The sequence below is a fragment of the Pontibacter sp. LHS2 genome (assembly GCF_058932845.1).
Window position 1 is genome coordinate 446,991 of record NZ_JBZYWG010000001.1, and the last position, 15,254, is coordinate 462,244.

Genomic DNA, 15,254 nt, shown 5'->3' on the forward strand with positions numbered 1-15,254 from the left:
GCTTATAGTTTCTATTTTAATTTTAGGGTATATGGTGAGGCTTACTAATATGTTTAATTGTATGTTTCTAATGCAGAGTTTTAGCAATAGTCATAATTTATAAGCCTAAAACTCGTTTTTATGCGTTTATAAAAAACATTTATAAACGCATTACTCGTTTGTGTGAGGTTAATAGCATTGGCTATCTGATACTTATGTTCATTTAATTATAGCGAGTTATAATTTAACAGCTCACTGCCCACGTTAATTGTATTTATCCAAAGCTAACATCAATTAAAATCAACAAAAAAGCCGCTCTACTAATAGAGCGGCTTTCCTATTTTACGCCTAAAGGCTATACCTTACGGAATCCACTTGATGTCCGAAAAGTCTGGCTTGCGCTTTTCCAGAAAAGCATTGCGACCTTCTTTGGCCTCCTCGGTCATATAAGCAAGACGAGTCGCTTCCCCTGCAAATACCTGCTGGCCTACCATGCCGTCGTCGGTCAGGTTAAAGGCAAACTTAAGCATCTTGATAGAGGTAGGGGACTTGGCCAGGATCTCCTGCGCCCACTCGTAAGCCGTGTCTTCCAACTCATCGTGTGGGATCACGGCGTTCACCATACCCATATCATAAGCATCCTGTGCAGAATAGTTGCGACCCAGGAAGAAGATCTCACGGGCACGCTTCTGACCTACCATCTTCGCCAAGTAGGCGGAGCCGTAACCACCGTCGAAGCTGGTCACGTCGGCATCTGTTTGCTTGAAGATCGCGTGTTCCTTGCTGGCCAGCGTGAGGTCGCACACCACATGGAGGGAGTGACCACCACCTACGGCCCAACCCGGTACTACGGCAATTACTACTTTCGGCATAAAGCGGATCAGGCGCTGCACTTCCAGGATGTTGAGACGCGGCATACCGGCCTCGTCTACATAACCTTGATGGCCGCGAGCGTTCTGGTCACCGCCACTGCAGAAAGAATATACACCGTCCTTTGTAGAAGGCCCTTCGGCTGAGAACAGCACCACGCCAATTGAGGTATCTTCACGGGCATCCAGGAAAGCCTCGAAAAGCTCCGCCACGGTCTTTGGCCGGAAGGCGTTGCGCACGTTTGGCCGGTTGAAGGCGATGCGGGCCACACCGTTTGATTTTTTATAGGTGATGTCTTCGTATTCTTTTACGGTCACCCAATTTGCTTTGCTCATATCGTATGTTTTTTGAAGCTGAGTATCTATTCGTCAGGCAAAGATAGCAAAAGGCACTCACTTGGACTCTTTTGTCACCGTGGGCTTCTTACTAAAGTTTACCACATGAGGGTAACCCACCGTGTATTGGTCGCTTGCAGATTTGTGCTCGTACACTGTGTCAAAGTAGCTGAGCAATCTGTTATATTTTTGCTCCATCTCTTCGCTGCTGGCATGCAGTTCGATGACGAGTTGTCTGATTGCTTCAAGGGCTCCTTTTTCGTATAAATCAGCTACCACATCAAACTCTGCTCCCTCAATATCAATCTTTAAGAAATCAACAAAGCGCCCTATAGGTAACAAGGAGGAAAGCCGATAAGCCTTCATTCGTAGCCTGGTACCTTTGGCAATCAAAGGGTTAAGTGACCCGTTCAGACCTGCTGCGGCTTTTGGAATGTAGAAATCAACTTCATGGTCTGTGTTCGAGAGCACGTAGTTAAACAGATGAACTCCCGTGAGCTGATTGGTGGCCACGTTATGCTGCAGGAGCGCAAAGGCTTCGGGGTTTGCTTCGTAAGCCCATACTTCACTTTGGGGGTACAGCTTTTTGAAATATAAAACAGACATGCCGATGTTAGCTCCACAATCTATAATCAGTGGCTGGGTATGGGAAGCCTCGAAGCGGTAGACCTGCTTGATAAAAATATCAATGTAAAGCTCGTTGATCGTCACATAGTTGTAAGCTGATACCGAATACCCCTCTACATTCACCACAATGGGGCCGCCAGATTGCTTTTTAACCTTAGCGAGGGCATGGATGCGCAGGAGCGTCACGAAGGTACGGAAGCGACCTGCCAGAGAGGTGTTCTGTCGGATGAAGGCAAGTTTCCATAACCTGAATAATGTCAGCATAGCTCTTGAGTTTGGAATGTGTCAGGTGGTAACTATACCTGACACAAGTGCTCCTGTAAGACGAAGGTAAGGTTTCTTCTGCAAATGACAGGTACAGGAATCTCTCAGCCAACCGACAATTTGTCGGCTGCTATACCTTTGGCTTTTTGTTTGCAATTGCCGTAGCTTTAGCAATAGATATAAACCACACACAGAGATGGCAAAAATAAGATCGACTACAGTAGTAGGTATATACCATAACGGGGAAGTATGCGTGGGCGCTGACGGACAGGCCACCATGGACAAGCACATAGCCAAGAGCAACGTCAAAAAGATTCGCAAGCTGCTTGATGGCAAAATCGTAACAGGCTTTGCAGGCTCTACAGCTGATGCCTTTACACTGCTGGAGCGTTTTGAGGAGAAACTGAACGCTTACCAGAGCAACATGAAGCGTGCCGCCATTGAACTGGCCAAAGACTGGCGCAAAGACCAGTACCTGCGCAAGCTTGAAGCGATGATGGTCGTAGCTAACAAAGAAGAGCTGCTGATCATCTCTGGCACCGGCGACGTGCTGGAACCCGATAACCAGATCGCGGCCATCGGCTCCGGCAGTATGTTTGCGCACGCAGCGGCACTTGCCCTTAAGAAGCATGCTCCACACCTCACAGCAGAAGAAATGGTGCGCGAAAGCCTGACCATTGCAGCTGACATCTGCATCTATACCAATCACAACCTTGTGATCGAGAAACCGGCGAAGTAAGCGCAAAACAGCAAAAGGTGCAGACCATCGAACAAGCCATCCGGCAACTATACCCTATTTCGGATACGTCTTTTGGGCAGCTCACAGCGCTGATGCAGCGGCAGGAGCTGCCCAAAGGGCATATTCTCTTCCGGGAGGGACAGGTCAGTCATCGGGTGTATTTTATTGAACAGGGCATTGCGCGTGCCTTCTGTTACCGCAACGACCAGGAGGTAACTTTCTGGTTTGGTGCCGAAAACGAGATGCTGCTTTCTTACAACAGCTATGTGGCCAACAAGCCCGGCTACGAAACCGTGGAGCTACTCGAAAACGCGGTAGTACACGCCATGGATCTGGCACGTCTGCAGGACCTATACCTGAACAACATTGAACTGGCTAACTGGGGCCGCAAACTTGCCGAGTACGAGCTCATCAAGACAGAGGAGCGGTTCATGGCTTTCCAGTTTCAGTCAGCTACGGAGCGCTATAAAGCGCTGCTACAGCAAAACCCCGCCCTTATACAGCGCGTGCCTCTCAACCAGATCGCCTCATACCTGGGCGTTACACAGGTTACCCTGAGCCGCATCAGGGCGCAAGTCCGCTGATTTTTTAACATTTGTTAAATTTCTTCTGCCTCGGCATTCCGACTTTTGGGTAAAATAAAGGGAAGAATGGGCTGGATCTATTTAATCATGGCAGGGATGTTTGAGATCGGGTTTACTACCTGTCTCAAGCTATCGAACAACTTCAGTGTCATGAAGTGGTCTGCCGGATTTTTTGTCTGCACAATTATAAGCTTCCTTTTGCTCAATAAAGCAATCCAGACCATCCCGATGGGCACTGCCTACGCGGTCTGGACAGGTATAGGCGCGGTAGGTACGGTCATTGTTGGTATGTTGCTTTATAGAGAGTCAGCGGACATCTGGCGGCTGTTTTTCATCTTGCTGCTTATCGGCTCCATCATTGGTTTAAAGCTGGTATCTAAGTAAGCGGAAAGGCATAATAGATTAAAGCCTATATTTGCGGGAGAAGATCTTTTTTTAACTCATATCGGGTTACAGGAGTATAAAAACGAATTAGTACAAAGTATAAACACAAGGAAAATGGAAGTATCTAATTTTTTAAAAAAGCACTACAAGCACTTCAACGCTGCCTCGCTCATCGATGCTGCCGAAGGATATAAGACACACCTCAACAACGGAGGTAAAATGCTCGTGACACTGGCTGGTGCCATGTCTACAGCTGAGCTAGGCATTATCCTGGCAGAGATGATCCGCCAGGACAAGATCCACGCGATCTCCTGTACAGGTGCCAATTTGGAAGAAGATATCTTCAACCTGGTAGCGCATGATTTCTACGAGCGTGTGCCACATTACCGCGAACTGTCAGCTGCTGATGAAGAGGAACTGCTGAGCCGCCACCTCAACCGTGTAACCGATACCTGTATACCTGAAGAAGAGGCCATGCGTCGTCTGGAGCATGTGGTATTGAAGTACTGGGAAAAAGCGGACAAGGCGGGCGAAGCTTATTTCCCGCACGAGTTTTTCTATCAGATTCTATTGAGTGGCGAGTTGGAGCAATACTACCAGATAGACCCGAAAAACAGCTGGATGCTGGAAGCTGCTAAAAAGAACCTGCCGATCATCTGCCCGGGCTGGGAAGATTCTACCTTGGGTAACATCTACGCCGGTCACGTGATCAGCGGCGACATCAAAAATGTACATACCATGAAAACAGGTATACAGTACATGATCGAGCTGGCGGATTGGTATACGAACACTGCGAAGGAAGAGTCTACCATCGGTTTCTTCCAGATAGGTGGCGGTATAGCCGGTGACTTCCCGATCTGCGTGGTGCCAATGCTGCACCAGGACTTGCAGCGCGACGGTGTTCCACTGTGGGGCTACTTCGCACAGATCTCGGACTCTACCACCAGCTACGGCTCTTACTCCGGCGCTGTGCCAAACGAGAAAATTACCTGGGGTAAACTTGGCAAAGAAACACCAAAGTATATGATCGAGTCGGACGCCACTATTGTAGCGCCGCTAATCTTCGCATTGGTGCTGGATATGTAATTTTTGAATAGAATATCGAATTTTGATATTCCCTGTAATAAAGAAGCCCGCTGCATAAGTAGCGGGCTTCTCGTTTTTTGTCTGAATCAGGATTTACAGGATTTATAGATTTTCAGGATTCTAACTTTCTAACTTCCCAAACTCATCTCGCCAGTTTATCGGCTCTAAACACATGATCCGCGGCTTGCAAAATTTTACCTTTTAGCTTCGGGTTGTAGTCCGGATGGGCTGCCAGGAACTCGCGAATGGTGGCAGCGGCTGTCGGTGTCTGATAATTGCTGAAGGTGGACTGCAGCCAGTTGGTTGGAAAGAAGATATCGCCGGTCAGCTGAATCTCTTCCACCAGCTCCAGACTTTCACGCAAATACTTCTCCGAAGAGGCGGCACGCAGCGGGTGATGCAGGTAGGAGAGGGCGGAACCTACCCAGGCCTCCTTGTCGCGGTTGCTTCGACTCTTCAGCGAGGCAAAAAACTGGTCACGTACCTGCTCCTCACCTGACAGGGCTGGCATCAGGAACTGCAGGCGTTTCTGGCGGTCCGGGTTCTTGATGCGGCCCAGTTGCTGGTTCAGTATACCTTCAGAATTTTGGTAGTCGCGCACGGCCAGCGAAAGCGCCAGGGAGGTATAGTCGTCTTCGGTCAGCGTCACACCTGCCGGTGCTTTCTGAGACTGCCATACCTGGTGTAGTCTGTCCTGTGCTTCTTTGGTCAGTGCAATGCTCTGGTAAGTTTTAAACAGGAGCTTTTTGGCATTGCCGGACTTCTGCTTTTCCATGGCTTCCCACAGGTTCTTTTCAACTCCTGGTGCTATCATTGCACGTCTTTCTGGCGTCGTGAATTTCCAAAAGATATCACTCAGGTAGCCGGTCAATAGTTTTAGGTTGAGTTCATCAGTCTCCATACCTGACTCCATCAAGGCCATCGGAAGCATAAAGCCGGGTTCTACTTTTCTGCCATTGAGCATATTCTCATAGAAGTTGATATAAGTAGTAGCCCTATGCACGGGGTTTTTAATGTTAACGCTTATCCCTCCTGTGTAACGCAGGTCTACTGGAAATACACCGTAGCCTTGGCCCGAAGAATTGAAAAGCACAGTGAGTGGGGCTTTTTTGCCGATGGCGTCTTGTAGCTCTACTGCTGCTTTGTCCATATTCACGGTCAGTTCCTGCACACTGTCTGCATAAACCAATGCCACTTCAAACAATTGAGGCCAAAGGCGGTCCGATCCGTCTTCAGCTTTTTGGTTGATAGTGAAATGGCTGATCTTGCCATCAGCTACCTCCAACTTGTAATCGAACACTGGCCGTCCGGTTTCATTCACCCATACCTGGTTCCAGGCTTGCAAATCTACCTGCGTGCGGGCATCCAGTATTTCGATCAGCTGCGGCCAGGTGGCGTTACTGTTGGCGTAAGTTTTCAGGTATACCTGCAGGCCCTCCTGAAAAGCTTGCTCACCCATCAGTCGCTCCAGCTGCCGCATCATGATCGGGGATTTGTGGTAAATGATGTGCCCGTAAAGCGTGCCGGCATCCTGCAGGTTAGCAAGGTCCTGACGAATCGGGTTGGCACCTGCTGTGCGGTCCACGCTATAGGCCGCCGGGAAGTGATCGATCAGAAACTTAAGGTCGTAATTGCTGTCTTTTACTGTCGTCTTGGATATCTTATCGGCCATGAAATTGGCGAAGACTTCTTTCATCCACACATCGTTGAACCAGCGCATGGTCACGAGGTCACCGAACCACATATGAGCCGTTTCGTGCGCGATCAGGTTCGAGCGTGACACCAATTGGTCTTTGGTTGCGCCTTCGTCAAGGAAGAGGGTAGAGGCCTTGTAATCGATTGCTCCGACATGCTCCATGCCACCATACTGAAAATCAGGTATAGCCACGAAATCAAATTTCTGGAAGGGGTAGGGGATCTGGGTATAATCCTCCATAAAAGCCAGCGCATCACGATGTATGCTAAAGATCGGGTCGATGCTTAATCTGAGCTTATCCGGATCTGTTTCGCGGTGGTAGAAGTGCATGGTACGGCCCCGGTCGCTGTTGCTCACTTTATTGAAGTCACCAGCCACAAAAGAGAACAGGTAGGTCGGGATCGTATCGGAAGGTAGATAGGTATAGGTTTTGGTTGCACCTGTCAGTACTGAGTCTTGCAGCGGGGCATTGGCCAGCGCTTTCCAATCCTGGGGCAGCGTGAGCGTGAGTTTGAAAACAGCTTTCAGGTCCGGCTGATCGAAGCACGGAAATACCGTGCGGGCGCGGTCAGGCACCAGCAAGGTATAGAGGAAGTCTTCGTTGCGGTTGAGGGACAGGTTGCCGGCTGTGAAGTCGATCTGCACTGCGTTCTGACCAGCCTTCAGGTGCTTTGGGGCTATCACGATGTGTTCCTTTTCAAAGAGCAGCGGGATCTCTCTGCCATTTACTTTTACCAGCTGCAGGTTCTCCTGTTTTTCCTTAAAATCAATCTGCAAGGGCTGACTCACATCGGTTAAGTCAAAAGAGATGATCTCGGAAGCAGGTATAGGTGCGTTTTTCCCTTCTGGAATTTGGAGCCTGATGTCATACTGTACATTACGCAAGGCCTGGTTGCGGTACTCAGCCAGTTGGCGTGACACGCCGGTTTCGACAGGTAAGGTATAAGCGCTGATTGCAGGTCCTCGGCTGCAACCGCTTATTAGAGCCAGAGACAAAGCCAGGGTTGTGGCTTTGAGGGTATAGCTGGGTTTTGACATAGTTTGTGTTGAGGGTGTTTGTAAAGATAATGGATTTTGGGGTAACGTTGTGGTGCCATCCCGCTAGGGCGTGAGCTAAGCCATTGGGGCGTCTGGATGCAGGTATAAAGGTATACAGCAAGTTTAGTGAAGCGTAAACTGTGTTTGTGAATGGAGGCGGTTTGTAACAGGCGTAGCGGCTGTCTAGGTATAACAACTGTTACGTTCTGTAGCTTCGCCAGTGCGGCGGGCCCCTCTATTTTTCCTTTATGAAAAATAGAGGGGCCCTTCCCCCACTCGCTGAACGCACTCGACAGGGGGACCCCTTCACCCCCAATAGTGGAGCGCCGCAAAGTGCACCGGGCTAAGGCGATCTGTTTCATGGCTCAAGGGGCAAGTTTGTCTTGCTATACCTGCCAGTGGTGTGCTGCAATCACTACAAGGCTTATACCTGAGGACCGCCAATTACTTGCTCCCCTCCTTGGATAAGGACGGGCAGGGGTGGGTTATAGCAGCTGCCTCACCTCCCTTCAACCAAGATCCTTTCAGGATGACAGAATGAAAAGCAAAAGCTCTAAGTCCCCCTCTGAAGGGGGCAGGGGATGACAATCGTAAACTTGAAACATTCAGCTACCAGGCTTACACCTACATAACTCAAACCAGCATAAAAAGCAAAAGCCGTGAAAATCACGGCTCTTGCTCCAAACAAACAATCAATAACAAACATTAAATAACTTATGCGGGCGTCATGGATTTTTCACGGTCCCAGTGACGGTGCTTTTTGATGGCATCTATGAATTTGCTGGCAAACTCACCGGCATCGGCGTCGGCGCCTGCTGTGATAACGCCGGTGTGTGATACAACTTTGCTGGACTCCTTGTCCGCGAAATTCACACCAACTACAAAAGCTCTCTCAAACAGATTGATACCAAAGCCAGACGTAGCGATAGGTTTGCAGTGCTTGAAAGCTTCGCTTACAAAATGAAGCGCATCTCCCAGGCCCATCATCTTGCGCACGCTCTTCTCTCCATCCGGAATGTATACCGCATCAAACATGATAGATCCGGCCGAAACATGGTGCTTGTCCACTTCAATTTCCTGCCCGGTGCTGGAGATGCGTTTCCCAAGCAGCTTTGAGATGATCTTGGCATGTGCACCGGCTGCCTCTATGGCTTCCTTCACCTGCATTACTTCATTATAGTCAAAACCGTCCTCCAGGAGAATAGCCACTTTTCTTGACTTGGCAGTTTCCACCTTGTTTTTCTCCATGCTGTTTGCCGCCGACTCTTTCACAGATTTGCCTTTGCTTATTTTCTCAGAAGCGGCATCTGCTACGAAATTTCCGGTAGGTACTGAGTCCTGGTCTATTGGCATTTCCACACCAACACCTGCTGCTACAAGCGCAGCAAACTGTGGGTCTACTTTATAGAAATTGGCAATTTGTCTTCTGCGGATCTCCTTGTTCTCTACCTTGCCTAACTCAAAATGCGCGGCAGATACCAGGTGTTCTTTTTCAGCCTCCGTCAGTGAGTTCCAGAACATGGTAGCCTGGCTATAATGGTCATTGAAGCTATCACTTCGTGCACGTATTTTATGACCTTCCACCTTCTCCATGTGGTGCACGAAGCCACCCATGTTTTCCGGGGCCATCATCGGGCAACCATTCCCGATCGAGTTAGGCCAATAGTTTGCCTTGCCTTTGCCGATTGTCATTTTCATAAAGCCGGCACCATGGTGGTTATGAACAGGAGCTACCGGCTTGTTGATAGGCACTTCAGTGAAGTTTATACTGCTAAAGCGGTTGATCTGTGTGTCCAAATATGAGAACAGGCGGCCTTGCAATAGAGGGTCATTCGTTACATCGATGCCCGGCACTAGGTTACCCGGGTGGAAAGCCACCTGCTCAGTTTCCGCAAAGAAGTTGTCGGGGTTACGGTTGAGGACCATCTTGCCCACCGGACGCCGCGGAACCAGTTCTTCGGGAATGATCTTGGTCGCATCAAGCAAATCGAAGTCATATTTAAACTCATCTTCCTCAGGCACCAACTGTACCGATAGCTCAAACTCAGGGTAGTCACCCATTTCTATTGATTCCCAAAGATCGCGTCGCAGCCAATCCGGGTCTTTGCCGGCAAGCTTTTGAGCTTCGTCCCATACCAGCGAGTGGGCACCATAGGTAGGTCTCCAGTGGAATTTGACAAAAGTAGACTTGCCTGCTTCATTTATAAATCGGAAGGTATGCACGCCAAATCCATCCATCATGCGGAAACTGCGTGGGATAGCCCGGTCAGAAAGTACCCACATCAACATGTGCGTCGACTCTGGCATAAGTGAGGCAAAATCCCAGAAGGTGTCGTGCGCAGCGGATGCCTGTGGCATCTCGTTGTCTGCTTCCGGTTTAATGGAGTGCACCAGGTCTGGAAACTTGATGCCATCCTGTATAAAGAACACAGGTATGTTATTGCCTACCAGGTCGTAATTACCCTCCTCTGTATAAAACTTGGTGGCAAAACCACGCACGTCACGCACGGTATCGGCAGAGCCTCTGGAACCTACCACGGTAGAGAAACGCACGAATACGGGCGTTTTGGAGCCAGGGTCAGTCAGGAATTTCGCTTTGGTAAACTCTTTTAACGAACTGTCATATGGTTGAAAGTAACCATGAGCACCGGAGCCACGGGCATGTACTACCCGCTCAGGTATAGATTCATGATCCAGGTGGGTCATTTTTTCGCGGAAGTGAAAGTCCTCCATCAAGGTCGGCCCACGCTGTCCTGCTTTCAGGGAATCATCCGTATGGTTGATCCGGAGACCTTGGTCGGTGGTCATATACTCGCCCTGCCCGTCTTCCCGATAATGCTCTAGTTGCTCGTTTTTGCTGTTTTCATTAACCTGGGTCGGCTTGGGCTGTTTGTTTTCTTTCTCTTCCATGATCGTGTTTGTTTTTAAAATTCAGTGAGATTGGATCTGCTTTGATTTGTGTGTGTAAATCAATCCAAGAATACGGGGATGAATTTTAAGGGGTTAAGAAAAAGTGAAACAAAAGGTGATTAAAATTAAATTAAAATAAGATTATAACCGTGCGTAATGACGACATGAAAGCTTTATGTAGTCAGTTGACCAATTTTGGATAAGACGTGCTTGTATAATTTGGAGAAGAGACTGCGGCGTAAAAGTTTAATCCAGACTAGAGTGAAAGCTCTTTTCGTCCGAAGGTATACTCATCTTCCTTCAGATAATAGTCTCCGCACTTCTGCAGAATGGTGAGGTTATCTATTTTGATCTCCCAGTTGAAGTTATAGCTAAAAAGAAAGGTAAGCACCGGTCCGAGTACATCGGGGCTCGTGTCACCCAAAGCAAGTGAGATGTGAGGGAGCCACATGTTAGGGTTGTAGTAGACGCCCATTTCGCTGCTCATCTCAGAGATATCGCGGTGCAGGCGAGCGTGTAACTGGTTAAGTGGCGCAGTGCGGAGTACAGGTATGTAGATAACGGGTTTCTCGCCCGGGAATACCCCAAGTCCTGTCGTGCGGATGGTAAAGGGCTCCGTTTCACGGCTGGTCTCTTCCAGATACTGCTGTATTTCTTCCATATCCGGTATCTCTGCCGTGAGCAGGGTCAGATGGGGGTAAGGTGTCATCTTCACCTCATTCAGTCCGAATCTCGTGTCAAGTAACTCAGTGAGTTCGGTTACACGTGCAGAATGGGATTGGTCGAGCAGGGATGTAACTGCGATCATAAAAGGTCATATTTTATTGCTGTTCTCAACTTCTCGCACACACATTTTTCAAAAGCATAAAGCTATTGAACGCGGCATATAGCATAATGTTTAGCTGGCAAGGGCTTTTTGCTGCAGGTATATTTTATATCTACGTATGGGGCGGTTTTTGGTCGGTGGGCCTTTGTGCTGGGGATGTTTCCCAAAATAAGTACCTTTGTGGCTCAGCTTTCCGAATCTATGATCTCTATCAACAACCTTAGCTTTCATTTTGGCAGCCGCCCCATGTACGAGGATGCCAACCTGCACATCAAACCCAAAGACAAGATTGGCCTGATCGGGCTTAACGGTACCGGCAAATCAACACTGCTGCGCATCATTGTGGGCGAGTACAAGCCTGACGGTGGCAGCATACAGATGAGCAAGGAAACCACCATCGGTTTCCTGAACCAGGACCTTCTCAGCTACGAAACGCACGAGAGCATTCTGTCCGTAGCGATGCAGGCCTTTGAGGAAGCTATCTCGCTGCAACAGGAGATCGATCAGATACTGGTGGAGTTTGAGAACAACTTTCATGACAAGCTGGTCGATAAGCTGGCAGCACTGCAGGAGCGCTTTGAGGCTTTGGGTGGCTATACCATGCAAGCCGAGGCAGAGTCGATCCTGGAGGGACTTGGCTTCACAACTGAAGAGCTGAAGCAACCACTGGCCTCTTTCTCGGGTGGCTGGCGCATGCGCGTGATGCTCGCCAAGATCCTCCTGCAGAAACCTTCGCTGCTGCTGCTCGACGAACCGACCAACCACCTTGACTTACCTTCTATCAAGTGGCTCGAGTCATACCTGGACCGCTTTGAGGGAGCCGTTGTGATCGTGTCGCACGACAGGGAGTTTCTGGACAAAACCACCAACATCACGGTGGAGGTGTCGGGGGCTAAGCTAAACCTGTACCCGGGTAATTATAGCTTCTATGTAGAAGAGAAAGCGCTGCGTAACGAGATACAGAAAGGAGCTTACGAAAACCAGCAGGCCCAGATCCGGCAGACGGAGCGTTTTATCGAGCGCTTCAAAGCCAAAGCGACCAAGGCCAAGCAAGCGCAGAGCCGCATGAAACAGCTCGAGCGCATGGATCGCATCGAGGAGGTGGCACCGGAGGCGGCAAAGGTAAACTTCAGCTTCCGCTTCAACGTGCAACCGGGCCGGCACATTTTCCGCCTGGAGCACATGAGCAAGAGCTTCGGCAACAAGCTGATTTTCCGCGACACAAACGTGCACATTGAGCGGGGCGACAAGATTGCGCTCATCGGTGCCAACGGTAAAGGTAAGTCTACGCTGTTGCGCATCATTGCGGGCACGGAGCCGATCCAGGGCAAGCGCGAAATGGGGCACAATGTGATCATGTCCTTTTATGCGCAGCACCAGCTGGAGGCCCTGAACGTGGAAAACGAAATACTGCAGGAACTGCAGCAGGCCGGCTCCGGCAAAACAGAGGTAGAGCTGCGCACGCTGCTGGGCTCATTTCTCTTTACCGGCGACGATGTGTTCAAGAAGATCAAAGTGCTGTCAGGAGGGGAGAAGAGCCGTGTGGCATTGGCCAAGACCCTGATCTCGGAGGCCAATTTTCTGATGCTCGACGAACCAACCAACCACCTGGACATGATGTCGGTGAATATCCTGATCCAGGCGCTGGAGCAGTATGAGGGTACCTTTATCGTGATCTCGCACGACCGCTACTTTGTGGAGAATGTCGCGACCAAGATCTGGTATATCGAAGACTATCAACTGAAAGAGTATCCGGGTACCTATCATGAGTTTGAGGTATTCCAGGAGAAGCGCGAGAAAGAAAATAAACGGGATGCCGCCGCTTCGCCAGCCCCTAAGAAAGAGGAGCCTAAGCAGAAGCGCGACAACAGCGAATTCAATGCCCTGAATAATCAGTTAAAACAGGTAAACCGCCAGATCAGCGAAGTTGAAAAACAGGTGCAGATTCTGGAGCAGGAACTGGCCAAATACGAAACCGAACTCGCAGACCCGAAGGTATACGGCAATCCGAATGTGCTGCAGGAGACTTCCCAAAAGTTTGAGTCAGTGCAGAAAGAGCTCGATGCTACTAACCAAAAGTGGGAAAGCCTGATGTTGGATGCCGAAGCACTGGAAGAAAAGCTGGCGAACTAGCGTGGTGCCAGCTTAATTAAATGGCGTTGAAACTAGCACTGGATAATAGTCTGGTGCTCTATAGACGATATGATTAAAATTTGAAGCAGTAAGCCTTTGGTTTACTGCTTTTTTTTGTGTCTACAAATTGTAAGTGTTTGTTTTTCAAGTATTGTTATAAAGGTCTGTGCTATACTTAAGTACAAAATTTCACGTATATTAAAATTGTACTTTGAGATAAAGTGCCATTTTACTATTTTGTTCGAGATACACACACCTTATACCTATGAAAACTTACTTATTGCTACTGTTGCTTATTTTGAGCAGCATGTATAACCGATCTTTCGCTCAGGCTGATGATGAAATAATTGTACAGAAAAGAGGGCTGGGATTTGCCTATTACCAATATGGCAAACAAATCAGTAAAAAACAGCTTTTGCATATTTTAGAGCAACATCCGGAAGCGAGGAAAGAACTTGTTAAAGGTCACCGTAATACACTCCCGGCTTCCGTGCTCACATATGCTGGCGGACTCCTGATCAGCTATCCTATGAGCAGGCAGCTAGCCGGCAATCAGCCTAACTGGCTGGTCTCGGGTGCAGGCGCAAGTTTGCTCACTTTCAGTATTCCGTTTGTGGGCGCCAGAATGAAACGAGAACACCAGGCCATACATGTATACAATGAGGGGTTGCGTTATGCCGCAAAACTCAAACCGGATCTGCGCATCGGGTATGCCTTTAACCGGGCAACTGTCGTGTTTACTTTTTAATCAATAAGTACAACCTACAGCATCACAGTTCTGTGTCCTGCTTTCGCCAGTCGATGGTATGGAATAGCCAGAATACGAGCGTATGGTTGCTGGTGAAGCGCCCTGGCGTCGCTATTTGCACATAGCGGTTCATATAGCCTGCCTGTAGCATCAATCCTTTGTAGCGGGCTGCTGCCATCAGGGAGATGCGGTTCTGATCAAATGGAACCGTGGCTTCTCCGCCCAGGTTCATCAGTAATTCATTTGCCACCACCAGGCTAGGTAACACGCCCGCTATTGTGAGGCTCGGGAAGTTACGGCGCAGCACGGCCTGAACACGCGCCCGGTGGTTGAAGGTATAACCCTCGGCTATTTCACCCGCCATGGTCCGCTGGCGGTAGCGCAAGTCCCAACGAAGCCGATGCTGCAAAGCGAAGTTTCCTCCCAGTGGAGTCGGAATGACAACCTGTGCCCAAGGCCTGTGCTCATGCCGGCGCAGTGCGTCACCTAATGGAAGCCACACATGGGCATAGCCTGCCGTCAGGTCGATGCGGTGGGAAAAATGGGCGGTCAGACCAGTGCGTGCCACACCAAATCCCTCGGGGATGTAATGAAAGTCGTTCCAGATTGAAAGGCGCTCCGACACCCGCGATGAGGTCATATAGCCAAGCCAAAGCTGCTGCCCCTGCTGTACCTCCTTCTGCTGAGCTGCTAACTTCAGAGGCATTAACTGCAGGGTAAGAAGCATGCAGATCAGGAGATAAGTTCCTCGCTTCAGGCCCTTTAGGAAGGCTAATCTACAAAGGTGTTGCATAGCACGAAGATAGAAGAAAATTGAGAAAACGGTGCTCCTCTTAACATCCGGTCCGGTGCCTCGTATCTACAACAGAGTAAATACCACCTTATAATGGATGATTCAAACATAATTCAACAGATAAGTCAGCAGAGTTCCAAAGTTATATTTCACTATAACTTACAGCAAAGCAGATTTGAGCTTCTGTCACCTGCCTTTCATGATATTTGGGACATAGATGAGCAACAGCTAAGCCAAACACC

At 49.1% G+C, this 15,254-nt stretch carries 12 protein-coding genes; 6 read left to right on the forward strand and 6 right to left on the reverse strand.

Features of this window, described 5'->3' with window-relative positions; all coding sequences use genetic code 11:
* Positions 1 to 341: 341 nt before the first annotated feature.
* Together AC5FX6_RS01920 and AC5FX6_RS01925 are read right to left on the reverse strand one after the other, a co-directional pair.
* Positions 342 to 1,214 carry a 1,4-dihydroxy-2-naphthoyl-CoA synthase gene (locus AC5FX6_RS01920; protein WP_493596632.1) on the reverse strand — a complete coding sequence of 291 codons (873 nt, stop codon included), beginning with the start codon at positions 1,212 to 1,214 and terminating at the stop codon, positions 342 to 344.
* Between the two features lie 27 nt (positions 1,215 to 1,241).
* Entirely contained in the window at positions 1,242 to 2,075 is an 834-nt protein-coding gene (locus AC5FX6_RS01925; protein ID WP_493595338.1) for an FkbM family methyltransferase, read from the reverse strand.
* Between the two features lie 196 nt (positions 2,076 to 2,271).
* Here AC5FX6_RS01925 and hslV point away from each other — a divergent pair, with 196 nt between their 5' ends.
* The 4 genes from hslV (at position 2,272) to AC5FX6_RS01945 (ending at position 4,868) form a co-directional block, all read left to right on the forward strand.
* Entirely contained in the window at positions 2,272 to 2,814 is a 543-nt protein-coding gene (gene hslV, locus AC5FX6_RS01930) for an ATP-dependent protease subunit HslV (RefSeq protein ID WP_493595339.1), read from the forward strand.
* A 17-nt stretch (positions 2,815 to 2,831) separates the two neighbouring features.
* A complete protein-coding gene (locus AC5FX6_RS01935; protein WP_493595340.1) occupies positions 2,832 to 3,398 on the forward strand; it encodes a Crp/Fnr family transcriptional regulator in 567 nt (188 codons plus the stop codon).
* Between the two features lie 66 nt (positions 3,399 to 3,464).
* Complete coding sequence (locus AC5FX6_RS01940) at positions 3,465 to 3,782, forward strand: DMT family transporter (protein WP_493595341.1); 318 nt, start codon at positions 3,465 to 3,467, stop codon at positions 3,780 to 3,782.
* A 114-nt stretch (positions 3,783 to 3,896) separates the two neighbouring features.
* Positions 3,897 to 4,868, forward strand: coding sequence for a deoxyhypusine synthase family protein (locus tag AC5FX6_RS01945; RefSeq protein ID WP_493595342.1), 972 nt, complete (start codon positions 3,897 to 3,899; stop codon positions 4,866 to 4,868).
* 142 nt (positions 4,869 to 5,010) lie between these two features.
* Here AC5FX6_RS01945 and AC5FX6_RS01950 read toward each other — a convergent pair whose 3' ends face one another.
* From AC5FX6_RS01950 to AC5FX6_RS01960, 3 genes are all read right to left on the reverse strand, one after another.
* The gene (locus tag AC5FX6_RS01950) at positions 5,011 to 7,602 is read right to left on the reverse strand and encodes a M1 family metallopeptidase (RefSeq protein WP_493595343.1); all 2,592 of its coding nucleotides are present in this window, start codon (positions 7,600 to 7,602) and stop codon (positions 5,011 to 5,013) included.
* Positions 7,603 to 8,316: 714 nt separating this feature from the next.
* On the reverse strand, positions 8,317 to 10,512 hold the full coding sequence (locus tag AC5FX6_RS01955) for a catalase (protein ID WP_493595344.1): 2,196 nt from the start codon (positions 10,510 to 10,512) through the stop codon (positions 8,317 to 8,319).
* Between the two features lie 256 nt (positions 10,513 to 10,768).
* Entirely contained in the window at positions 10,769 to 11,320 is a 552-nt protein-coding gene (locus AC5FX6_RS01960) for a 2'-5' RNA ligase family protein (RefSeq protein ID WP_493595345.1), read from the reverse strand.
* Between the two features lie 219 nt (positions 11,321 to 11,539).
* On the opposite strand from AC5FX6_RS01960, the gene AC5FX6_RS01965 reads away from it, so the two are divergent.
* On the forward strand, positions 11,540 to 13,471 hold the full coding sequence (locus AC5FX6_RS01965) for an ABC-F family ATP-binding cassette domain-containing protein (protein WP_493596633.1): 1,932 nt from the start codon (positions 11,540 to 11,542) through the stop codon (positions 13,469 to 13,471).
* A gap of 265 nt (positions 13,472 to 13,736) precedes the next feature.
* Positions 13,737 to 14,219, forward strand: coding sequence for a hypothetical protein (locus AC5FX6_RS01970; RefSeq protein ID WP_493595346.1), 483 nt, complete (start codon positions 13,737 to 13,739; stop codon positions 14,217 to 14,219).
* 22 nt (positions 14,220 to 14,241) lie between these two features.
* Here the strand turns inward: AC5FX6_RS01970 and AC5FX6_RS01975 are convergent, their stop codons facing one another.
* Positions 14,242 to 14,925, reverse strand: a complete 684-nt coding sequence (locus AC5FX6_RS01975) for a DUF2490 domain-containing protein (RefSeq protein ID WP_493595347.1) — start codon at positions 14,923 to 14,925, stop codon at positions 14,242 to 14,244.
* Positions 14,926 to 15,254 lie beyond the last annotated feature (329 nt).

Bases quoted from the DNA above. Each gene is read 5' to 3' on its own strand.
- AC5FX6_RS01940 (WP_493595341.1), top strand. From the start codon at position 3,465: ATGGGCTGGATCTATTTAATCATGGCAGGGATGTTTGAGATCGGGTTT.
- AC5FX6_RS01945 (WP_493595342.1), top strand. From the start codon at position 3,897: ATGGAAGTATCTAATTTTTTAAAAAAGCACTACAAGCACTTCAACGCT.
- AC5FX6_RS01950 (WP_493595343.1), bottom strand. From the start codon at position 7,602: ATGTCAAAACCCAGCTATACCCTCAAAGCCACAACCCTGGCTTTGTCT.
- AC5FX6_RS01925 (WP_493595338.1), bottom strand. From the start codon at position 2,075: ATGCTGACATTATTCAGGTTATGGAAACTTGCCTTCATCCGACAGAAC.
- AC5FX6_RS01970 (WP_493595346.1), top strand. From the start codon at position 13,737: ATGAAAACTTACTTATTGCTACTGTTGCTTATTTTGAGCAGCATGTAT.
- AC5FX6_RS01955 (WP_493595344.1), bottom strand. From the start codon at position 10,512: ATGGAAGAGAAAGAAAACAAACAGCCCAAGCCGACCCAGGTTAATGAA.
- AC5FX6_RS01975 (WP_493595347.1), bottom strand. From the start codon at position 14,925: ATGCCTCTGAAGTTAGCAGCTCAGCAGAAGGAGGTACAGCAGGGGCAG.
- AC5FX6_RS01960 (WP_493595345.1), bottom strand. From the start codon at position 11,320: ATGATCGCAGTTACATCCCTGCTCGACCAATCCCATTCTGCACGTGTA.
- AC5FX6_RS01965 (WP_493596633.1), top strand. From the start codon at position 11,540: ATGATCTCTATCAACAACCTTAGCTTTCATTTTGGCAGCCGCCCCATG.
- hslV (WP_493595339.1), top strand. From the start codon at position 2,272: ATGGCAAAAATAAGATCGACTACAGTAGTAGGTATATACCATAACGGG.